Source organism: Variovorax atrisoli (genome assembly GCF_014195185.1).
GTDB classification, from domain to species: domain Bacteria; phylum Pseudomonadota; class Gammaproteobacteria; order Burkholderiales; family Burkholderiaceae_C; genus Variovorax; species Variovorax atrisoli.
Map to the genome: position 1 here is coordinate 1 of NZ_JACIBG010000020.1, position 20305 is coordinate 20305.

A 20305-nucleotide genomic window follows, 5' to 3' on the forward strand; every position below is an offset into this window, starting at 1 on the left:
GGTCGGGCAAGCCCTTCGATGTGAACCATCATCCCAAGGCAGTCTGTAGTTGACAGGCAGAACGGTGTCTTTATTTCGCTGCGGGGAGCACCCGATGCCCTGTGCACAACGAGCGCTGCTCTTGTGCTGGCTGATCAACCAGCACTTTGTCCACGCTCACGCCGATGGGGTGCCTTGCGCAGCGAAATAAAGGAGGAAGGGCGCAGCCCCGGGGGACATTCGCGGAGCAAGGCACCCCGTCGGCGTGAGCGTGCCCCGAACAAGGCCCCAGAAGCACTGCCACAAGGCATCGCCATAATCCGCCGCGCAAACCCCGGATTCCATGACCAAACTCCTGATCCTCAGCGTGAGTGCCGGCAACGGCCACGTGCGTGCAGCACAGGCGATCGCCGCCACCGCGCAGTCCCTCGCCCCGCCCTGCACGGCGGTCCACATCGACGCGATGGCCCATGTGGCGGCGGGGTTCCGCAAGGTCTACACCGACTGGTACATCCAGCTCGTGAATCGTGCGCCCGAGCTGTGGTCCTACCTGCACCAGCGCACCGACGTCACGCCGCACCATGCACCCTCGCAGCGCCTGCGCCGCGGCATCGAGCGGCTGAGCACCGGCGCGCTGGTGCGCGAGATCCGCCGCGAGAAGCCCGACGCGGTGATCTGCACCCACTTCCTGCCGGCCGAACTGCTGATGCGAGAACGCAACCGCGGCCGCATCGACTACCCCGTGTGGCTGCAGATCACCGACTACGACCTGCACAACATGTGGCTGGTGCCGGGCATGACGGGCTACCTCGCGGCGACGGAAGAAGTGGCCTTCCGGCTGCGGGCGCGCGGCATTCCGCCCGAGCGCATCCACGTCACCGGCATCCCGGTGATGCCGGCTTTCTCCGAGCCCGATGCGCCCGCGCTGGCGCGTGAAGCCTGCGTGGCTGGGCTCGGCCTCGATCCTTCGCGGCCGGTGCTGCTGATGGTGTCCGGAGGCGCGGGCGTCGGCGACCTGCCGAGCATGGTCGAGCGAGTGCTCGGCATGGGCGGGCCCGACGGCAAGCCGAACGACTTCCAGGTGATCGCCGTCGCGGGCCGCAACGCGGAGGCGCACGGCAGGCTCGAGGCCCTGGCCAGGCGCCACCCGGGCCGCGTGGCGGCCATCGGCTTCACCAACGAGATGCACCGGATGATGGCCGCGTCCGACCTGGTGGTGACCAAGCCCGGCGGCCTCACGGTGTCGGAGTGCCTCGCGCTGGGCAAGCCGATGCTGCTGATCTCGCCCATTCCGGGGCAGGAAGAACACAACGCCGGCTTCCTGATGGAGGAAGGCGCGGCCTGGCTGGCCTACGACGCCATCGGCCTCGACTACAAGGTGGCGCGCCTCATGGCCGATCCGGCCAAGCTCTCCTCGATGGCCGCGCGCAGCCGAGCGCTGGGCAAGCCGCAGGCCGCGCGATCGGTGCTGCGGCACGTGCTCGGGGCGCCCGCATGAAGCCCGCCGTCGAGAAGACGAGCGTGGCCCGCACGCTCGGCTACCTGGCCTGGGTCATCGTCATGGCCTTCTTCTTCGCCAACGCCGAGATCCAGATCGAAGGCGGTGCCGGCTGGGCCACCTCGCTGCCCACGTGGCGCATCGAGAACAGCATCTGGCTCGACCTCTTCTGGGGCGGCCGCGCGATGACGGGCTACCACGCCTGGGTCTTCACCTTCATGGCGCTGGTGTTCTTCTCGCCGCTGGCCTTCAATGGCCGATGGACCTGGCGCGACGTGGGGCTGGCGGCAGCGGGCCTGATCGTGTTCTGGGTCTGCGAGGACTTCACCTGGTTCCTCATCAACCCGGCCTTCGGCTGGGAGCGCTTCAATCCGGTGGATGCGTTCTGGCACAAGCACTGGCTGTGGGGCGCGCCCGTGGACTACTGGGGCGGCCTCGCGGTGGCGGCGTTCATCCTGGCGACGCGGCACTGGCCGCGCAAGGGCAGCCGATGAGCAGCAGCAGAAGAAAACGCAGGGAACGCGGGCAGGAGCCCATCGCCGACGCACCGCGCCCCGGCCACTGGGCCGATCCGCTGGACGCGCTGGGCGTGGAGAACCTGCACCGCATCACGCCCACGCTGTACCGCAGCGCGCAGCCGAAGCGCTCGAACCTTGCCGCGCTGCAGTCGCTGGGCATCCGCACGGTGGTGAGCCTGCGCTCGTTCAACGACGACCGCAAGGTGTTCGCGGGCAGCGGCATCCGGCTGGTGCGCGTGCCGATCAACACCTGGTCCATCGACGACGCCAAGGTGCTGCGCGCGCTGCAGGCCATCCGCGCAGCCGAGAGGCAGGGGCCGGTGCTCATCCACTGCATGCACGGCGCCGACCGCACCGGCGTGGTCGCGGCGGTCTACCGCATGGCGCTGCAGGACTGGGACAAGGACATCGCCCGCCAGGAGATGCTGCGCGGCGGCTACGGCTACCACACGCTGTGGCGCAACATCCCGCGCTACATCGAGCGGCTGGACCCGGCCGCCATGCGCGATGCACTCGCCCACGCGCCTGCGGTTCCGGCCGTGTCCTGAAGGCGCCAGCAGGCTGCGCAGGCCACTCCTATACTGGCCGCCCCGTGGCCGAAGGCCATCCGCGAACCTGACCAGAAGGGCTCTTCCATGGCACTCCAAATCCGCTCCCTCATCCGCTCCAGCGGCGAACTCGAACTCTCGCTGCACGACGACCCCATCCCCGAGCCGCAGGCCCACGAAGTGGTGATCCGCGTCGAGGCATCGCCATTGAACCCGTCGGACCTGGGCCTGTTGTTCGGCGCTGCCGACATGAGCACCGCCAAGGCATCCGGCACCGCCGACCGCCCCGTCGTCACCGCCACCGTGCCCGAGCGCGTGCTGCCCGCCATGAAGGCGCGGCTCGACGAGTCGATGCCCGTCGGCAACGAAGGCGCGGGCGTGGTGGTGAAGGCCGGCTCCTCGCCGCAGGCGCAGGCACTGCTCGGCAAGACCGTGGCAGCCATCGGCGGCGCGATGTACTCGCAGTACCGCTGCCTCGCCGCCGCCCAGTGCATGGAGCTGCCGGAAGGCACCACGCCGGCCGAAGGCGCATCGTGCTTCGTCAACCCCCTCACCTCGCTGAGCATGGTCGAGACCATGCGCATGGAAGGCCACAAGGCCCTGGTGCACACCGCCGCCGCCTCCAACCTCGGCCAGATGCTCAACAAGATCTGCCAGAAGGACGGCATCGCTCTCGTCAACATCGTGCGCAAGCAGGACCAGGAAGACCTGCTGCGCAGCCTCGGCGCCAAATACGTGTGCAATTCGAGCTCGCCCACCTTCATCGAGGACCTGACCCAGGCCCTCGCCGAGACCGGCGCCACCCTGGCATTCGACGCCATCGGCGGCGGCAAGCTCGCCGGCCAGATCCTCGGCTGCATGGAAGCGGCCATCAACCGCACCGCCAAGGAATACAGCCGCTACGGCTCCAACACCCACAAGCAGGTCTACATCTACGGCGGCCTCGACCGCAGCCCGACCGAGGTCGTGCGCAACTTCGGCATGACCTGGGGCATGGGCGGCTGGCTGCTGTTCCCCTTCCTGCAGCGCCTTGGCGACGCCGGCACGCAGCGCCTGAAGGCCCGCGTGATCGCCGAACTGAAGACCACGTTCGCGAGCCACTACACGCGCGAGGTGTCGCTGGTGGAGATGCTGCAGCTCGATGCCATTGGCGTGTATGGCAAGCAGGCAACGGGGGAGAAGTTCCTGCTGAATCCGAACAAGGCTTGATTCGCCTTGCCTGAATAGGCCGCCCGGTACGCGGCACGGCACGCTCGACCCCACGATGCCGGCCGCTTCGCGGCTTCCCTGCGGTGCTCGCGTTTCGCAGGGTCTCGCAGCCGTAGCTGGAAGCCCTAGACGACCAGCCGATACCCCACAGCCGTCTCCGTCAGCAGATGCTTCGGCTGCGCCGGATCGGCCTCCAGCTTCTGCCGCAGGTGCCCCATGTAGATCCGCAGGTAGTGGCTCTGGTCGGTGTACGACGGGCCCCAGACCTCGCGCAGCAGCTGGCGTTGCGTCAGCACGCGACCCGCGTTGGCGACGAGCACCGACAGCAGGCGGTATTCGGTCGGCGTGAGGTGCACCTCGGCGCCGGCGCGGCGCACCAGGCGTGCGGCGCGGTCGAGTTCGATCTCGCCGAAGCGGAAGAGCGCCTCGGGGGCCGCTTCTTCCGTGCTCGCCGTGCGCGGGCGGCGAAGGTTGGCGCGCACGCGGGCCAGCAGTTCGCCTGTGCCGAAGGGCTTGGTGAGGTAGTCGTCGGCACCGGCGTCGAGGGCGGCGATCTTGTCGGCCTCGTCGGTGCGTGCCGAGAGCACGATGATCGGCACCGCCGACCAGCCGCGCACGTCGCGGATCAGCGAGACGCCATCGCCGTCGGGCAGGCCCAGGTCGAGCACGAGCAGGTCGGGCTGTCTCGTGCCGGCGGCCGCCAGGCCGTCGCGCAGGGTGCCGGCCTCGTGCACCGCCCAGCCCTCGGCCTCGAGCGCGCCGCGTACGAACCGGCGGATCTGCGGCTCGTCTTCGATCACGATGGCGGTGGGGGAAGGCATGGGTTCAGAGTTGGGCTTCGGCAGGTTCGGGCGGCTCGCGCCGTGGGAGCGTGACCGTGAATTCTGCACCGCCATCGCGCGCATTCTCGGCAGTGATCTCGCCGCCGTGCGCGCTTACCACCGCCTTGCAGATCGCGAGGCCCAGACCCACGCCCGGCGTCGCCGACTCGGCCTCGCCGCGCGTGAACTTGTCGAAGAGCTTCTGCTCGTGGCCCAGCAGCGCGGCCGGCAGGCCGGGGCCATGGTCGCGCACGGTCAGCACCAGCGCGCCGGGTTCGGCCCGCGCGCCGACCACGATGGGCGGCGCGCCGTACTTGGTGGCGTTCTCCAGCAGGTTGACCAGCACGCGCTCGATGAGCACGGCATCGAATTCGACCAGCGGCAGGTCGGGGTCGAGCGCGGTCTGCACCACGGTGCCGCCCAGCGAGGTGCGCGCCGCGCGGATGGCCGAACCCACCACCTCCTCCACCGACTGCCAGTCGCGCCGCAGGTTCACTGCGCCGCCGGCGATGCCGCTTTCGAGCCGCGCCATGTCGAGCAGGTTGCTCACCAGCGCATGCAGCTCGTGCGCCTGCGCGACGATGGCGCGCGCGGCCTCGGCGTGCTCCCCGGGCGGCAGTGTCTGCAGCGACTCGGCCAGGGCGATGAGGGCGGTGAGCGGCGTGCGCACGTCGTGCGAGATGGCGCCGAGCAGTGCGTTGCGCAGGCGCTCCGACTCCATCTCGACCACGGCCTGCTGCGCCACCTCGACGTAGTGCACGCGCTCCAGCGCGATGGCGATCTGCCGCGCCAGCGTGTCGAGCTGCTGCGCCTGTTCGGGTATGAGCAGCCAGCGCGGCTGCGCGGGCGAGAGCGCGAGCACACCGCGCACGCGCATCGGCGCGCGCAGCGGCACGTAGTGCCAGGGCTGGGCCGCGAGCGTGGCGGTGGCGAGGCCGGCGCTCTGGCCGTGGCGGAAGGCCCAGTCGGCCACCTGCGGATCGAAGCCCTGGGGCGCGCCGTCTGGCATCACGAGCTGGTCGGCCGCGTCGGTCACGAGCACCAGCGCATCGCCGCCGAAGTGGCCTCGCACGGCGGCCGTGCCGAGCGCGACCACCTGCGAGGCCTCGAGCGCAGCCGAGAGCTCGCGCGTGAGCTCGAACAGCGATCGCGCGCGCCGCTCGCGGCTGGTCGACACGCCCGCCGCGAAGCGCAGCCCGGCCGTGAGCTGCCCCACCAGCAGGCCGACGCCGAGCATGATCGCGAAGGTCAGCACGTACTGCACGTCGCTCACCGCGAACGACAGGCGCGGCGGCACGAAGAAATAGTCGAAGGCCGCGACGTTGAGCAAGGCCGCCAGCGCCGAGGGCCCGCGGCCGAAGCGCATCGCCACGCCCACCACGCCGAGCAGGAACAGCATGACGATGTTCGACAGCTCCAGCACGCTGGCCAGCGGCGTGCACAGCAGCGTGAGAGCGATGCTGGTGGCCGCCGCCCATGCGTAGCCGGGCCAGTAGGTGGGCGCCTTCTCGTGGTCGTCGCTGTCGACGCTCCCGCCCTGCAGCGGCGCGCGCGACAGGCGGCGCGAGCTGTCGACGGGCGCGACCTCCATGATGTCGAGCGCCGGCGCACGCTGCGCCAGTGCGCGAGCGAGCGGCATACGCCCGACGGGCCACCAGCGGCGCCAGCTGATCTCGGGCTGCGATCGCCCCAGCACCAGCGTCGCGCAGTTCAGCCGCCTTGCCTGTTCGGCCAGCTGCTCGGCCACGTCGGAGCCGGTGAGCACGGCCGTGGCCGCGCCCAGTTCTTCGGCGAGCTTGAGCACCGCGAGGATGCGGTCGCGCTCGGCGGCGGCCAGCCGCTGCAGCCGGGGTGTCTCGACATAGACCGCGTGCCAGCGCACGTTGAGCTGCCCGGCCAGCCGAGCCGCCGTGCGCACGGTCTGCGCCGCGCCTTCGTGCGGGCCGACGCACGCGAGGATCGCGCCCGATGTGTTCCAGGCCTGCAGGCCGGGACCCTTGCCGTTGCCGCCGGCGCCCCCGGGGCCGGACTGCTCCACGCGCCAGCCGCGCACGTCGTCTTCCACATGCTCGGCGGTACGCCGCAGCGCGATCTCGCGCAGCGCGATGAGGTTGCCCTTGCGGAAGAAGTTCTGCGCCGCACGCTCGGCCTGCTGCGGCAGGTAGACCTTGCCGGCCGCCAGCCGCGCGGTGAGCTCGTCGGGCGTGACGTCGACCAGCACCACTTCGTCGGCCTCGTCGAGCACGGTGTCGGGCACGGTCTCGTGCACGCGCACGCCGGTGATGGCGCCGACCGTTCCGTTGAGGCTCTCGAGGTGCTGCACGTTGAGCGCCGACCACACCTCGATGCCGGCGGACAGCAGCTCCTGCACGTCCTGCCAGCGCTTGGCGTGGCGCGAGCCCGGGGCATTGGTGTGGGCCAGCTCGTCGACGAGCAGCACGGCGGGCTTGCGCTCGAGCGCCGTGTCGAGGTCGAACTCGGCCAGCGTGCGGCCGCGGTACGCGATCTCGCGCAGCGGCAGCGCGTCGAGCCCCGCGAGCAGCGCGGCGGTCTCGCTGCGGCCATGGGTCTCGACCACGCCGATCAGCACGTCGCGCCCGGCGGCCCGCTCGCGCTGCGCCGCGCTGAGCATGGCCCACGTCTTGCCGACGCCCGCGCTGGCGCCGAAGTAGATGCGCAGCTTGCCGCGCTGGGCGCGCGCCTCGTCGCTGCGCAGCTGCGCGAGCAGCGCGTCGGGGTCGGGGCGGAGCACTTCGTTCATCGGCGGCAAAGGTTAGCGCATCGGGCCGTCCTTGCGGCGCGAACGCTGGTGGCGCCGCGCGGTGCGCGACAGCACCCACCACGCGAAGCCCAGCGGCACGAAGAGCGCCGCCATGGCCAGCAGCGCCATCAGCAGGTCAGTGACCATGGCGCAGGCCGCAGCGCGCGAGGTGCTCCCGCCAGCTCACGAGCCGGCCGATCTCGCCCGAGGGCACGCATTCGATCAACCGGTGCAGCACGTCGGCGTAGCGCGCCAGGGGCAGGCGGATCATCAGGCGCACGCAGGGCGCGTCGCTCTCCTGCGAGCTGCAGGCATGCAGCAGCGGCTCGCAGCGCACCACGCCGGCCTCGAGGCAGCCGGCGATGCTGCGGCGCACGCGCAGGGCATCGGCGCAGCAGACCGTGACGTCGAGCACGTAGAACGGGCTGTCGTTGCCCTTGCCGGTGTTCATGGAAGCGCGCGTTCTCGGCGCACCGGGGTGTTCTCGATAGGCGGCATAGGCCATGGCTTGTTTCTCCTCAACGCGGTGTCGAAGGACTGAATGAACCGGAGGCGGCGTCGAGCGCGATGTTCAACGCCAGCACATTGACGCGCGGCTCGCCCAGGATGCCCAGCAGGGGCTGCTGGGTGTTCCCGTCGATCAGCGACTGCACCTGCGCGAGCGGCATGCCGCGCACGCGCGCCACGCGCGCCGCCTGGTACTGAGCGGCGGCCGGGCTGATGTCGGGATCGAGCCCGCTGGCCGATGCGGTGACGAGGTCGACGGGCACCGGCGCCGTGTTGCCCGGATCCGCCGCGCGCAGCGCCTCCACGCGCGTCTTCACCGCATCGGTGAGCGCCGGGTTGAGCGGGCCCTGGTTCGAGCCGCCCGAGGCGCTCGCGTTGTAGGGCTGCGGTGCGGTGGCCGAGGGCCGCCCCCAGAAGTGCTTCGGATCGCTGAAGTTCTGGCCGATGAGCTTCGAGCCCACCGTGGTGCCGTCGATCACGATCAGGCTGCCGGCCGCCTGCGCAGGAAACGCAGCCTTCGCGACGCCGGTGACGGCCATCGGGTAGATCAGGCCGGTGAGCGCGCTCAGCAGCACGAAGAGCACGAGCGCGGGGCGGACGATGCCGCCTTGGTTGTCATTCATGATCGATACCTTTCAGTGATCCAGACATTTCGGGGAACGCCGTGGAGCCGGCTTCGCCGGGCCACCGGTGCTGCCCCTTGGAAAAGGGGTGGGAGAAGCGACACGAAGTGCACGAAGCCAGGGGGTCATACCAGGCGTACGGCGACCAGCAGCCAGTCGATCAGCTTGATGCCGATGAAGGGCACCAGCAGGCCGCCCAGGCCGTAGATGGCGAGGTTGCGGCGCAGCAGCGCGGCCGCGCCCACGGGCCGGTAGCGCACGCCCTTGAGCGCCAGCGGGATGAGGAACACGATCACCAGCGCGTTGAAGATCACCGCGCTCAGGATCGCCGACGACGGGCTCGCCAGCCGCATCACGTTGAGCGCGCCCAACTGCGGATAGGTCGAGATGAAGATCGCCGGGATGATGGCGAAGTACTTCGCCACGTCGTTCGCGATCGAGAAGGTGGTGAGCGAGCCGCGCGTCATCAAGAGCGCCTTGCCGGTCTCCACCACTTCCAGCAGCTTGGTCGGGTTGGAGTCGAGGTCGACCATGTTGCCGGCCTCCTTGGCGGCCTGCGTGCCGCTGCCCATGGCCACGGCCACGTCGGCCTGCGCGAGCGCGGGGGCGTCGTTGGTGCCGTCGCCGGTCATCGCCACCAGGCGGCCTTCGGACTGGTACTGGCGGATCAGCGCGAGCTTGTCCTCGGGCGTGGCTTCGGCCAGGAAGTCGTCCACGCCGGCCTCGGCGGCGATGGCTGCCGCGGTGAGCTTGTTGTCGCCGGTGATCATCACCGTCTTGATGCCCATGCGGCGCAGCTCGGCGAAGCGCTCCTTGATGTCCGTCTTGACGATGTCCTTGAGCTCGACGATGCCCAGCACGCGGTTGCCCTCGGCCACCGCCAGCGGCGTGCTGCCGCGGCGCGCCGCTTCCTCGGCCGCACGCAGCACTTCGGGAGCGGCCGCGCCGCCGATGGCCTCGACGTGGCGGCGCACCGCATCGACCGCGCCCTTGCGCAGCAGCACGGGGTCGGTGTCCAGGCTGTTGGGCGCGGCCGGCAGGTCGGCGCCGCTCATGCGGGTCTGCGCGGTGAACGCGACGAAGCGGGCTCCCTCCACCGGCGTCGGCTCCAGGCCTTCGCGGCGCGCGAGCTCGACGATGCTGCGGCCCTCGGGCGTCTCGTCGGCGAGCGAGGCGATCATCGCGGCGCGCGCGAGGCGCGCCTTGGTCACGCCCGGCGCGGGCAGGAAGGCGCTGGCCTGGCGGTTGCCGTGGGTGATGGTGCCGGTCTTGTCGAGCAGCAGCACGTCGACGTCGCCGGCGGCTTCGACCGCGCGGCCCGAGGTGGCGATCACGTTGGCCTGCATCATGCGGCTCATGCCGGCCACGCCCACGGCCGACAGCAGGCCGCCGATGGTGGTCGGGATCAGGCACACCAGCAGCGCGACCAGCGCGGTGAGCGACACCACCGTGCCCGCACCCGCGGCCTCCACGCTGAAGATGGAGAACGGCAGCAGCGTGACCGTGACCACCAGGAACACGATCGTCAGTGCCACCAGCAGGATGGTCAGCGCGATCTCGTTGGGCGTCTTCTGGCGCTTGGCGGCCTCGACCATGCCGATCATGCGGTCGAGGAACGACTCGCCCGGGTTCACCGAGATGCGCACCACCAGCCAGTCGGACAGCACGCGGGTGCCGCCGGTCACGGCCGAGAAGTCGCCGCCCGATTCGCGCACCACGGGCGCCGATTCGCCGGTGATGGCGCTCTCGTCGACCGAGGCCACGCCTTCGATCACCTCGCCGTCGAGCGGGATCACGTCGCCGGTTTCCACCAGCACCACGTCGCCCTTGCGCAGGTTGGGCGCCTGCTCAGGGAGCCACTGGGCGCCGTGGTGCGGCTCCTGCAGCTTCTTGGCCCAGGTGTCCTTGCGCAGGCCGCGCAGCGAGGCGGCCTGCGCCTTGCTGCGGCCTTCGGCGAGCGCCTCGGCGAAGTTGGCGAACAGCACGGTGAACCACAGCCAGATGGTCACGGCCAGCACGAAGGCGGGCTTCATGCCGGTGTCGCCCGGAAAGCTCAGCGCATGCACCCAGAGCACCGTCGTGAGGATGCTGCCGATGTAGACGATGAACATCACCGGGTTGCGCCACTGGACGCGCGGGTTGAGCTTGGCGAAGGCGGCCCACAGCGCGGGCCTGACCAGCGCCGCATCGAAGAGCGAGAGAGAGGTTTTTGTATTGGCGGTCATGGTGCGCTCCTTCTCATTTCCAGAGCACGAGGTGTTCGACGATGGGGCCCAGGGCCAGCGCCGGTACGTAGTTGAGCAGGCCGACCAGCAGCACGGTGCCGATCAGCAGCGAGACGAACAGCGGACCGTGCGTGGGCAGCGTGCCGCTGGTGACGGGCAGGCGCTTCTTGGCGGCCAGCGCGCCGGCCACGGCCAGCACCGGCACGATCATCGCGAAGCGGCCGAGCCACATGGCGAGCGCGAGCAGGCCGTTGTAGAAGGGCGTGTTGGCCGACAGGCCCGCGAAGGCGCTGCCGTTGTTGTTGGCGGCCGAGGTCAGCGCGTACAGAATCTCGGAGAAGCCGTGCGCGCCGGGGTTGGCGATGCCGGCCTTGCCGGCGTCCGCGATCACCGCCACCGCGGTGCCGGCCAGCACCAGGATCGGCGTGACCAGGATGGCGATGGAGATCAGCTTCATCTCGCGCACCTCGATCTTCTTGCCGAGGTACTCGGGCGTGCGGCCGATCATCAGTCCGGCGATGAACACCGCGAGCATCGCGAAGATCAGCATGCCGTACAGGCCCGAGCCAACGCCGCCGAACACCACTTCGCCGAGCTGCATCAGCACCAGCGGCACCATGCCGCCGATCGGGGTGAGCGAGTCGTGCATGCCGTTGACCGCGCCGCACGAGGCGGCCGTGGTGATGGCGGCGAAGAGCGAGGAGGCGTCGATGCCGAAGCGCACCTCCTTGCCCTCCATGTTGCCGCCGGCCTGCAGCGCGCCGTGCATCTGGTCGACGCCCAGCGGGGTCAGCAGCGGGTTGCCGGCCTGCTCGGCGGGCGTGATGACGATGACTGCGACGACGAACATCACCGTCATCGCCGCGAGCACCGCCCAGCCCTGGCGCATGTCGCCCACCACGTGGCCGAAGGTGAAGCACAGCGCGGCCGGGATCAGGAAGATCGCGATCATCTGCAGCAGGTTCACCAGTGCCGTCGGGTTCTCGTACGGATGCGCCGAGTTGGCGTTGAAGAAGCCGCCGCCGTTGGTGCCCACCATCTTGATGGCTTCCTGCGAGGCGACCGGGCCCATGGCGAGCGTCTGCGTCTTGGTGGTGGCGTCTTCCATCACCGGCTGGCCCTTCTCGTCCTTCAGCGGCTGGCCGTCGGCACCGTTCCTGGGCTGCTGGAAGGCGGTGGTCTCCAGCGTGCTCACTTCCTTGTAGGCGTCGAAGTTCTGGATCACGCCCTGGCCCGCGAAGACCACGGCCAGCACGAAGGAGATCGGCACCAGCACCCACAGCGTGACGCGCGTGATGTCGGCCCAGAAGTTGCCCACCAGTCCCTTGCCGTCGCCGCGCCGGGCGAAGCCCCGCACCAGCGCGAAGGCCACCGCGATGCCGGTGGCGGCGGAGAAGAAGTTCTGCACCGAGAGACCCAGCATCTGCGTGAGATAGCTCATGGTCGACTCGCCCGCATAGCCCTGCCAGTTGGTGTTGGAGACGAAGCTCACCGCGGTGTTGAAGGCCGAGTCGGGCGACACGGCCGCCATGCCCGCGGGGTTGAGCGGCAGCCAGGCCTGCAGGCGCTGCAGCGCATAGACGAAGATCGCGCCGATGGCATTGAAGGCCAGCAGCGCGAAGGCATAGCGCAGCCAGTGCATCGACTGCTCGGGCCTGGTGCCCGAGAGCCTGTAGAGCGGCGCCTCCACGCGCTGCATCCAGCGCGGCACGCGCTCGTTGCACAGCGCGGCAAGGAACTTGCCCACCGGCCATGCGAGCAGGCCCAGCAGCACCAGGAAAAGGGCCAGCAGGCCCCAGGCGGAGGAAGTCATTTCAGAATTCCTCCGCGCAGATCAGCGCGAACACCAGGTACGCGAAGAGAACCACGGCGATCAGCGCGCCGAAGCCATAGAGAACTTCGAGGCTGATCACGACGCGGCTCCATCGGCGGCATTCGACGCCTTGCTCGACGGGTTCTTCGGCGCATCGAGCCTGTCCAGCCCGACCACCATGGCCCCCACCACGGCCCACAGCGCCAGCAAGGCGCCCATCCAGACGATGTCCATGCATCACTCCTGCATACGAGAAAAGATGGGAGTCAGTCTCGGCAGTCGGGCGTCAAAACGGGGGAAAGAGTGATGGGGTGGGCGTAAAGAAAGCGTAAAAACGCCACCTCAGTGCCCGTGAGGTGGCGCCGGGAACGGCCCGAGCATCCTTGTCGGGCCATATTCCCGGCGAGGACACGACACACAATTCGATCAGTACCTGAAGCCAGGTATCGGGACCGGACTGCAGTCCGGCGCATTCACCGGGTTCAGCTGGACAACGGCGTAATTTCCGCTCGATCGGATGAAGTCCGTCGGATAGACGTTCGAGCTGGAATGGATGGGCACCCCCTGTAGCAGATTCTTCAAAGCGCTGGCCGCTGCATCGGCTCGGCGCCTTGCGAGTTCCTTTCGGTCCTTGCCGGCCTCGTTGCCAACGGCCACGCCCTCGACATCGGCATCGCCGTACTGGAACAGGCCGCGCACGTCGACCAACCATCTCGCCAGCCGCAAGATCTGCTTGGATTCGAGTTGCGCAGAGTCTTCCTGGAAATCCAGTGTGATCTGGATCACCCGTGAACATCCCTGCGCGTTGGCGGAGGCCAACGTCAGCGCCAGGACCAGAGACATCAACCTAGTCGACATAGAGCACGTAGCCAGTGATGCTGTCCGCGTTGAAACGCGCTTCCTCGGGGTTCGACGCCAGAGGGAGACTTTTCCGCATAGTTCCGACGGTGTCCTTAGAGGAGAAGGTGTCATCGAAGTGAGTCACCTCGTGGATGAGCGTGCTGAGCCGTGAGTCGGTCGAAAAGGCAGCATCAGGAATGCTGCAGAACCCGAAGGCGATGCCGATCGTATGCGTCCTGATGTCCGGCTTGCAGACCTCTGCGACAAGGCCCAACTTGTTCCCCGAGGGCACACATCCGACATTTCGCATGAGCTGCTCGGAGTAGCGTACGAAATTGTTGCAAGAGAGTCCTCTCAAGACACGGTTACAAGCTACGAGCCCGGAAAGAAGATGCTGCCGTATCGATTCATCGCCCACGCCGAACCACTTGATAACGCGCTCCTGCTCAGGCTCTCCCCACTTTTCAAGATCCTTCAGCCGAACCTTGATCAGCCGGACGGCCTGATCGCGCAATTCCATGACGAGGGTACAGAACTCCCTGTTCGTTATGTTGGGACAGATGTTCTCCGTCTGCTCGGCCTCAGGCGGATGCTCCACCATGCCATCGACGAGCTTCTTGCTTGCGGCAACCGTTGCGGCATCGCCCGTGAACCACCCCGGCAACGCCGCGAAACCCGCCTCGAATTCATCTGCCGCCCCAGCCATCTCGTCCTCATAGACCGGCGCATATCGCTGCCTGGAAACAAGCGGAGGCGGAACCGGGCAGTGGCAGACCACCACGTCGCCCTCCAGCGCCATCTCGGCGCCGTGAAAACATCCTCTGCGAGGGCCGCCGGCCTTGGCGATGATGCCGACGCTGTTGTAACCCTCGCAGTACGCCCGCCCGCCGATCAGCGCGAAGCGGTGCCCGAACACATCCGACATATGGCCGCCATAGGGCAGCACCGCGCCGCCCGGCGCCGGTGGATCACCCACCACGATCACCTTTCGCATCATTGCAATGAATCTTCAAGTTGAGGACATCGACTTGTAGAGAGACCGGGCTGCATCGCCTGCCAAGCACCGCAGACAAAGCTCTGCGACGCGACTTACTTCACGCGATGCATTCGGCCGGACAGAAGAGCCCGACTGTCACAACAAGCCGGGCCGGCACGTCTCAGGTCTGCGGCATTTCCCGCTCGACTCCTGGAGACCCAGACATGCACTGCCCTGCGCGAATAGCCCCGGCCTATGACGGCCATTGTGATGCCTTCATCGACAGGCAACGGACACCGACAAATAATCAAAGTACTTTCTTTGATTAATAATGGACGTCGTATGAACAAGCAATCAAGGGCCTGGCTGGGCGCCGGCCTTGCGACACTGGTATTGGGAGGCGCCGGCTTCGGGCTCGCCACGAAGCTGCGGCCCGCGCATGCGGAGGGTGGAGGCGGCATGCCGCCCGCCAAGGTGGCGATCGCCGCCGCGAGGAAGACGGAAGTGGCGCGCTTCCTCGGCGGCATCGGCACGCTGGAGGCGAATCGGCAGGTGGAGGTGCCGGCCGAGGTGGAGGGGCGCATCGCGAAGATCCTCTTCACGCCGGGCGCCGAAGTGCGCGCCGGGCAGGTGCTGGTGCAGCTCAACGATGCGCCCGAGCAGGGCGACCTGGAGCGCCTGACCTCCCAGCGCGCCAACGCGAAGGCACTGCTGGAGCGCACGCGGCGGCTGCTGCCGCAGCAGGCGGCCACGCAGGAGCAGCTCGAGCAGGCGCAGGCGGCCTTCGACCAGGCCGGCGGCGAGCTGCGGCGCGTGCAGGCGCTTCTGGAGCAGAAGCGCATCAGGGCGCCCTTCGACGGGGTGCTCGGCATACGCCGCGTCAACCTCGGCCAGTTCGTGCGCGCGGGCGACGCGCTGGTGTCGCTCACCGACAGCCGCACGCTGTTCGCCAACATCACGCTGCCCGAGACCGCCCTGCCCGTGCTCAAGCGCAACCAGCAGGTGGCGCTTTCGGTCGATGCGTATCCGGGCCGCGTGTTCCAGGGCAGGCTCAGCACCATCGAGCCGCAGATCGGCAGCGACACGCGCACGGTGCGCGTACAGGCCACGCTCGACAACGCCGACGGCGCGCTCGCACCGGGCATGTTCGTCAACGGCCGGGTCGCGCTGCCGGCGCGCACCGACGCCATCACCGTGCCGGAGACGGCCATCACCTACAGCACGCACGGCGACTCCGTATTCATCGTGGTTCCCGCCGAGAAAGGCGGCGGCTTCTCGGCGCAGCAGGTCTTCGTGAAGGCCGGCGAGCGGCAGGACGGGCTGGTGGTGATCGAGAAGGGCCTCTCGCCCGGCGACAGGGTCGTCACCTCGGGCCAGCTGCGCCTGTACACCGGCGCGGCCGTCGCGCCCAGCGACAAGGACACGCTGTCGCTCGCCCAGGAATCGAAGCCATGAAATTCACCGACCTCTTCGTGCGCCGGCCCGTGCTGGCGCTGGTGGTGAGCACGCTCATCCTGCTGCTGGGCGCGCGCGCCCTGGGCGACCTGCCGGTGCGCCAATACCCGCTGACCGAGAGCACCACGCTCACCATCACCACGCAGTACCCCGGCGCCTCGCCGGAGCTGATGCAGGGCTTCGTCACGCAGCCGATCGCGCAGGCGGTGGCGACCATCGAGAACGTCGACTACCTCTCGTCCTCGTCCACGCTGGGCCGCAGCGTGATCAGCGTGCGCATGAAGCTCAACGCCGACGCCAACCAGGCACTCACGCAGGCGATGGCGCAGGTCAGCCAGGTGAAGTACCGGCTGCCGGCCGAGGCCTTCGACCCGGTGATCCTGAAGTCGTCGGGCGAGGCCACTGCCGTGGCCTACGTCGGCTTCTCCAGCAGGACGATGCCGATGCCCGCGCTCACCGACTACCTCTCGCGGGTGGTGCAGCCGCAGTTCGCCTCCATCACGGGCGTGTCGGGCGTGGAAGTGTCGGGCGGGCAGACGCTGGCGATGCGCGTGTGGCTCGACCCCAACCGCATGGCCGCGCGCGGCATCTCGGCCGGCGAGCTGGCCGACGCGCTGCGCCAGAACAACGTGCAGGCCGCGCCCGGGCAGGTGAAGGGCCTGTACGTGGTGTCGAACATCCGCGTGAACACCGACCTGGTGAACGTGGCCGAGTTCCGCGACATGGTCGTCAAGCGCGAGGGCGATGCCATCGTGCGCCTGGGCGACGTGGCCACCGTGGAGCTCGGGGCGGCCAGCGCGGACAGCAGCGCGACCATGGACGGCGTGCCCGCCATCTACCTCGGCCTGCAGGCCGCGCCCAACGGCAACCCGCTGGTGATCGTCAAGCGCATCCGCGAACTGCTGCCCGGCATCAAGCAGAACCTGCCGCCGGGCGTGGAGGTGCAGCTGCCCTTCGAGCTGGCCCGCTTCATCGAGGCTTCCATCGACGAGGTGCGCCACACGCTGCTGGAGGCCATCGCCATCGTGGTGATCGTGATCTTCCTGTGCCTGGGCTCCGTGCGCGCCGTGCTGATTCCTGTGGTGACCATTCCGCTGTCGATGCTGGGCGCGGCCGCGCTGATGCTGCTGTTCGGCTTCAGCATCAACCTGCTGACGCTGCTGGCGATGGTGCTGGCGATCGGGCTGGTGGTGGACGACGCCATCGTGGTGGTCGAGAACGTGCACCGGCATATCGAGGAGGGCAAGTCGCGGGTGCAGGCCGCGCTGATCGGCGCGCGCGAGGTGGCCGGCCCGGTGATCGCCATGACGCTCACGCTGGCAGCGGTGTACGCACCCATCGGCCTCATGGGCGGGCTCACGGGTTCGCTCTTCAAGGAGTTCGCCTTCACGCTCGCGGGCGCGGTGGTGGTGTCGGGCGTGATCGCGCTCACGCTGTCGCCGGTGATGAGCTCCTTCCTGCTGCCGCAGGACGCCACGGGCAGCCGCATGGCACGCGCCGCGGAGAGCTTCTTCCATCGTCTCGCCACGGCCTACGGCAAGCTGCTCGACGTGTCGCTGCACCATCGCTGGGCCACCGGCATCTTCGCGGCGCTGGTGCTCGCGAGCCTGCCCTTGCTCTACAACGCGGCGCAGCGCGAGCTGGCCCCGGGCGAAGACCAGGCCATGGTGCTCACGGCCATCAAGTCGCCGCAGCACGCGAACATCGACTACGTCGAGAAGTTCGGCAGGAAGTGGGACGAGGTGTTCGCCGCGCTGCCCGAGAACACCGGCCGCTGGCTCATCAACGGCTCGGACGGCGTCTCCAACAGCATCGGCGGCGTGCAGCTGTCCGACTGGAAGGACCGCAAGCGCAATGCCGACCAGATCCAGGCCGACACGCAGGGCCGCATGAACGAGGTGGAGGGCAGCAGCGTCTTCGCGTTCCAGCTGCCCTCGCTGCCGGGCTCGACCGGCGGGCTGCCGGTGCAGATGGTGATCCGCAGCGCGGGCGACCACCGCACCGTGTTCGAGGCCATGGAGGCGCTGAAGAAGTCGGCGCGCGACAGCGGCAAGTTCATCGTGGTCGACAGCGACCTGGAGTTCAACAACCCCACGGTCGAGATCCGCGTGAACCGCGCCAAGGCCAACAGCATGGGCGTGACGATGAAGTCCATCGGCGACACGCTCGCGGTGCTGGTGGGCGAGAACTACGTCAACCGCTTCGGCATGGACGGCCGCTCGTACGACGTGATCCCGCAGTCGCCGCGCGAGCAGCGGCTGACGGCCGAGGCGCTCTCGCGCTACTTCGTGAAGAGCGCGAGCGGCCAGCCGGTGCCGCTGGCCAACCTGGTGCAGCTGTCGACCAGCGTCGGGCCCAACAAGCTCACGCAGTTCAACCAGCTCAACGCGGCCACGTTCCAGGCCATTCCGGCACCGGGCGTGACCATGGGCGACGCGGTGGCCTTCCTGAGCGACGAGGCGAAGAAGCTGCCGGCCGGCTTCAGCTACGACTGGCAGTCGGACGCGCGGCAGTTCACGCAGGAAGGCTCGGCGCTGGTGATGGCCTTCGTGTTCGCCATCGTCGTCATCTACCTGGTGCTGGCGGCGCAGTACGAGAGCCTGCGCGACCCGCTGATCATCCTGATCAGCGTGCCGATGTCGATCTGCGGCGCGCTGGTGCCGCTGGCGCTGGGCTTCGGCACCATCAACATCTACACGCAGATCGGGCTGGTGACGCTGATCGGGCTCATCAGCAAGCACGGCATCCTGATGGTGGAGTTCGCCAACGAGATCCAGATGCGCAAGGGCCTCGACCGGCGCTCGTCCATCGAGGAGGCCGCGCGCATCCGGCTGCGCCCGATCCTGATGACCACCGCCGCGATGGTGGTGGGCCTGGTGCCGCTGCTCTTCGCGAGCGGGGCCGGCGCCAACAGCCGCTTCAGCATCGGGCTGGTGATCGTGGTCGGCATGCTGGTGGGAACGCTGTTCACGCTGTTCGTGCTGCCCACCATGTACACGCTGCTGGCGCGCGACCACCGCGCCGAAGGCCGCTCGCAGCGCGCGGCCGAACTCGAGGCGCTGGCCGAAGGAGCATGACCATGAACCGACTCTTTTCACGTGCGGCTCCCTTCGCCTTGAGCCTGCTGGCGCTCGCAGGCTGCGCGGTCGGGCCCGACTACAAGCGCCCGGCGGATGCGCCGGTGGCCATCCGTGCGCCCGAGCGCTCGCTCTTCGCGAACGACGCGGTGCAGCGCGACTGGTGGCGCCAGCTCGACGATCCGCAGCTCGATGCGCTGGTCGACCGCGCGCTGGTGGAGAACCACGACATCCGCATCGCACAGGCCCGGCTGCTCGAAGCGCGCGCCGTGCAGACCGAAGCCGAGCTCGACCAGCTGCCCGTCGTCACCGCGAGCGCGAGCAAGACGCGCAGCATCGCGCAGGGCAACAGCGGCACGCAGCCCGACGTGCGTTCGCTCTCGCAGAGCAGCCGCGCGGGCTTCGACGCCTCGTGGGAGATCGACCTGTTCGGCCGCCTCAAGCGCCTGGACGAGGCCGCCACCGCGCGCGCCGAGGCCAGCGCGGCCGATCTCGAGCAGGTGCGCATCGTCGCGGTGGCCGAACTGGCCCGCAACTACTTCGAGATGCGCGGCGCCGAGCAGCGCATCGCCGTGACGCGCCGCACACTCGAAAGCCTGCGCCAGAGCCTGCGCGTGACCGAGGCGCAGGTGCTCACCGGCCGCGGCCTCGAAGGCGACCTTGCGAGCGCGCAGGCCAACCTCGCGGCCACCGAGAGCCAGCTGCCCGCGCTGGAGACCACGCGCCGCCAGGCGGCCTACCGCGTCGCGGTGCTGGCCGGCCTGCGTCCCGGCGAACTCGAGCCCATGCTGCAGCCGCGCCAGCTGCGCGTGCTCGACAGGCGCCTGCCCATCGGCGACCTGGCCGATCTGCTGCGCCGCCGGCCCGACGTGCTGCGCGCCGAGCGCGGCCTCGCGGCGAGCACGGCCGACGTGGGCGCGGTCACGGCCGAGCTGTATCCGCGCTTCGACATCGGCGGCTTCCTCGGCTTCGTCGCGCTGCGGGGTTCGGACCTCGGCAGCTCGTCGAGCCGCGCCTTCAGCGTGACGCCGGGCGTCAGCTGGCCGGCCCTTCGGCTGGGCTCGGTGAAGACCCGCGTGCGCGGCGCCGAAGCCCGCGCCGAGGGCGACCGGGCGCTCTACGAGCAGACGGTGCTGCGCGCCATCGAGGACGTGGAAGGCGCCCTCGCCGGCTACGGCCAGAACCAGCTGCGCCTGCAGCGGCTGGTGGAGGCCTCGGCCCGCAGCAGCCGCGCCGCCGAACTGGCCGAGGTGCGCTACCGCGAAGGCGCGGCGCCCTACCTCAGCGTGCTCGATGCCCAGCGCAGCCTGCTGCGCGCGCAGGAGGCCGTGGCCGAGGCCGAGACCGCCTCGTACACCAGCCTCGTCGCGCTCTACAAGGCACTGGGCGGGGGCTGGCAAGCACCTGCCGGGGCAGGGGGCGTGCCAACCACCTGACAATGGCACTGTTTTCCCC

18 protein-coding genes are annotated in these 20305 nt (G+C 69.2%); 7 read left to right on the top strand and 11 right to left on the bottom strand.

What is annotated here, in order from left to right:
* Positions 1–322: 322 nt before the first annotated feature.
* The 4 genes from FHY06_RS34440 to FHY06_RS34455 all read left to right on the top strand — a co-directional run bounded on the left by FHY06_RS34440 (position 323) and on the right by FHY06_RS34455 (position 3752).
* Positions 323–1477, top strand: a complete 1155-nt coding sequence (locus FHY06_RS34440; RefSeq protein ID WP_132802845.1) for an MGDG synthase family glycosyltransferase — start codon at positions 323–325, stop codon at positions 1475–1477.
* The gene (locus FHY06_RS34445; RefSeq protein WP_184607668.1) at positions 1474–1971 is read left to right on the top strand and encodes a hypothetical protein; all 498 of its coding nucleotides are present in this window, start codon (positions 1474–1476) and stop codon (positions 1969–1971) included. The genes FHY06_RS34440 and FHY06_RS34445 overlap by 4 nt, the downstream gene beginning before the upstream one ends.
* Positions 1968–2543, top strand: a complete 576-nt coding sequence (locus FHY06_RS34450) for a dual specificity protein phosphatase family protein (RefSeq protein WP_184607669.1) — start codon at positions 1968–1970, stop codon at positions 2541–2543. Before FHY06_RS34445 ends, FHY06_RS34450 begins: the two co-directional genes overlap by 4 nt.
* An 87-nt stretch (positions 2544–2630) precedes the next feature.
* Entirely contained in the window at positions 2631–3752 is a 1122-nt protein-coding gene (locus tag FHY06_RS34455; RefSeq protein WP_132802841.1) for a zinc-binding dehydrogenase, read from the top strand.
* A 125-nt stretch (positions 3753–3877) separates the two neighbouring features.
* Here the strand turns inward: FHY06_RS34455 and kdpE are convergent, their stop codons facing one another.
* From kdpE to FHY06_RS34505, 11 genes are all read right to left on the bottom strand, one after another.
* A complete protein-coding gene (gene kdpE, locus FHY06_RS34460; protein WP_019657718.1) occupies positions 3878–4573 on the bottom strand; it encodes a two-component system response regulator KdpE in 696 nt (231 codons plus the stop codon).
* Positions 4574–4577: 4 nt separating this feature from the next.
* Entirely contained in the window at positions 4578–7334 is a 2757-nt protein-coding gene (locus FHY06_RS34465) for a DUF4118 domain-containing protein (RefSeq protein WP_126183811.1), read from the bottom strand.
* Between the two features lie 12 nt (positions 7335–7346).
* Positions 7347–7481 carry a hypothetical protein gene (locus FHY06_RS35030; RefSeq protein WP_019657716.1) on the bottom strand — a complete coding sequence of 45 codons (135 nt, stop codon included), beginning with the start codon at positions 7479–7481 and terminating at the stop codon, positions 7347–7349.
* Positions 7471–7785, bottom strand: coding sequence for a hypothetical protein (locus FHY06_RS34470; RefSeq protein WP_260310874.1), 315 nt, complete (start codon positions 7783–7785; stop codon positions 7471–7473). Before FHY06_RS34470 ends, FHY06_RS35030 begins: the two co-directional genes overlap by 11 nt.
* 67 nt (positions 7786–7852) lie before the next feature.
* On the bottom strand, positions 7853–8464 hold the full coding sequence (gene kdpC / locus FHY06_RS34475) for a potassium-transporting ATPase subunit KdpC (protein WP_221404501.1): 612 nt from the start codon (positions 8462–8464) through the stop codon (positions 7853–7855).
* A 125-nt stretch (positions 8465–8589) separates the two neighbouring features.
* Complete coding sequence (gene kdpB / locus FHY06_RS34480) at positions 8590–10689, bottom strand: potassium-transporting ATPase subunit KdpB (protein ID WP_019657713.1); 2100 nt, start codon at positions 10687–10689, stop codon at positions 8590–8592.
* Positions 10690–10702: 13 nt separating this feature from the next.
* Positions 10703–12502: a potassium-transporting ATPase subunit KdpA gene (gene kdpA, locus FHY06_RS34485; protein ID WP_019657712.1), complete on the bottom strand. Its 1800-nt coding sequence runs from the start codon at positions 12500–12502 to the stop codon at positions 10703–10705.
* 1 nt (position 12503) lies between these two features.
* Positions 12504–12602 (bottom strand): K(+)-transporting ATPase subunit F, encoded by a 99-nt coding sequence (gene kdpF / locus FHY06_RS34490; protein WP_019657711.1) that lies wholly within the window; start codon positions 12600–12602, stop codon positions 12504–12506.
* On the bottom strand, positions 12599–12736 hold the full coding sequence (locus tag FHY06_RS34495; protein WP_164713487.1) for a hypothetical protein: 138 nt from the start codon (positions 12734–12736) through the stop codon (positions 12599–12601). The genes kdpF and FHY06_RS34495 overlap by 4 nt, the downstream gene beginning before the upstream one ends.
* Positions 12737–12928: 192 nt before the next feature.
* Positions 12929–13345, bottom strand: coding sequence for a hypothetical protein (locus FHY06_RS34500; protein WP_221404502.1), 417 nt, complete (start codon positions 13343–13345; stop codon positions 12929–12931).
* A gap of 4 nt (positions 13346–13349) precedes the next feature.
* On the bottom strand, positions 13350–14336 hold the full coding sequence (locus tag FHY06_RS34505; protein ID WP_311733770.1) for a M35 family metalloendopeptidase: 987 nt from the start codon (positions 14334–14336) through the stop codon (positions 13350–13352).
* Positions 14337–14660: 324 nt separating this feature from the next.
* Here FHY06_RS34505 and FHY06_RS34510 point away from each other — a divergent pair, with 324 nt between their 5' ends.
* The 3 genes from FHY06_RS34510 to FHY06_RS34520 are packed head-to-tail and all read left to right on the top strand — an operon-like array spanning position 14661 to position 20286.
* The gene (locus FHY06_RS34510; protein WP_184607673.1) at positions 14661–15773 is read left to right on the top strand and encodes an efflux RND transporter periplasmic adaptor subunit; all 1113 of its coding nucleotides are present in this window, start codon (positions 14661–14663) and stop codon (positions 15771–15773) included.
* Positions 15770–18850 (top strand): MexW/MexI family multidrug efflux RND transporter permease subunit, encoded by a 3081-nt coding sequence (locus FHY06_RS34515; RefSeq protein WP_184607674.1) that lies wholly within the window; start codon positions 15770–15772, stop codon positions 18848–18850. The genes FHY06_RS34510 and FHY06_RS34515 overlap by 4 nt, the downstream gene beginning before the upstream one ends.
* Positions 18847–20286 (top strand): efflux transporter outer membrane subunit, encoded by a 1440-nt coding sequence (locus FHY06_RS34520; RefSeq protein WP_184607675.1) that lies wholly within the window; start codon positions 18847–18849, stop codon positions 20284–20286. The genes FHY06_RS34515 and FHY06_RS34520 overlap by 4 nt, the downstream gene beginning before the upstream one ends.
* Positions 20287–20305 lie beyond the last annotated feature (19 nt).

Coding starts and splice junctions, on each gene's coding strand:
- FHY06_RS34450 (WP_184607669.1), top strand. CDS start 1,968: ATGAGCAGCAGCAGAAGAAAACGCAGGGAACGCGGGCAGGAGCCCATC.
- FHY06_RS35030 (WP_019657716.1), bottom strand. CDS start 7,481: ATGGTCACTGACCTGCTGATGGCGCTGCTGGCCATGGCGGCGCTCTTC.
- kdpB (WP_019657713.1), bottom strand. CDS start 10,689: ATGACCGCCAATACAAAAACCTCTCTCTCGCTCTTCGATGCGGCGCTG.
- FHY06_RS34500 (WP_221404502.1), bottom strand. CDS start 13,345: ATGTCTCTGGTCCTGGCGCTGACGTTGGCCTCCGCCAACGCGCAGGGA.
- FHY06_RS34440 (WP_132802845.1), top strand. CDS start 323: ATGACCAAACTCCTGATCCTCAGCGTGAGTGCCGGCAACGGCCACGTG.
- FHY06_RS34520 (WP_184607675.1), top strand. CDS start 18,847: ATGACCATGAACCGACTCTTTTCACGTGCGGCTCCCTTCGCCTTGAGC.
- FHY06_RS34465 (WP_126183811.1), bottom strand. CDS start 7,334: ATGAACGAAGTGCTCCGCCCCGACCCCGACGCGCTGCTCGCGCAGCTG.
- FHY06_RS34495 (WP_164713487.1), bottom strand. CDS start 12,736: ATGGACATCGTCTGGATGGGCGCCTTGCTGGCGCTGTGGGCCGTGGTG.
- FHY06_RS34515 (WP_184607674.1), top strand. CDS start 15,770: ATGAAATTCACCGACCTCTTCGTGCGCCGGCCCGTGCTGGCGCTGGTG.
- kdpE (WP_019657718.1), bottom strand. CDS start 4,573: ATGCCTTCCCCCACCGCCATCGTGATCGAAGACGAGCCGCAGATCCGC.
- kdpC (WP_221404501.1), bottom strand. CDS start 8,464: ATGAATGACAACCAAGGCGGCATCGTCCGCCCCGCGCTCGTGCTCTTC.
- FHY06_RS34505 (WP_311733770.1), bottom strand. CDS start 14,336: ATGCGAAAGGTGATCGTGGTGGGTGATCCACCGGCGCCGGGCGGCGCG.
- FHY06_RS34445 (WP_184607668.1), top strand. CDS start 1,474: ATGAAGCCCGCCGTCGAGAAGACGAGCGTGGCCCGCACGCTCGGCTAC.
- FHY06_RS34470 (WP_260310874.1), bottom strand. CDS start 7,785: ATGAACACCGGCAAGGGCAACGACAGCCCGTTCTACGTGCTCGACGTC.
- FHY06_RS34510 (WP_184607673.1), top strand. CDS start 14,661: ATGAACAAGCAATCAAGGGCCTGGCTGGGCGCCGGCCTTGCGACACTG.
- kdpA (WP_019657712.1), bottom strand. CDS start 12,502: ATGACTTCCTCCGCCTGGGGCCTGCTGGCCCTTTTCCTGGTGCTGCTG.
- FHY06_RS34455 (WP_132802841.1), top strand. CDS start 2,631: ATGGCACTCCAAATCCGCTCCCTCATCCGCTCCAGCGGCGAACTCGAA.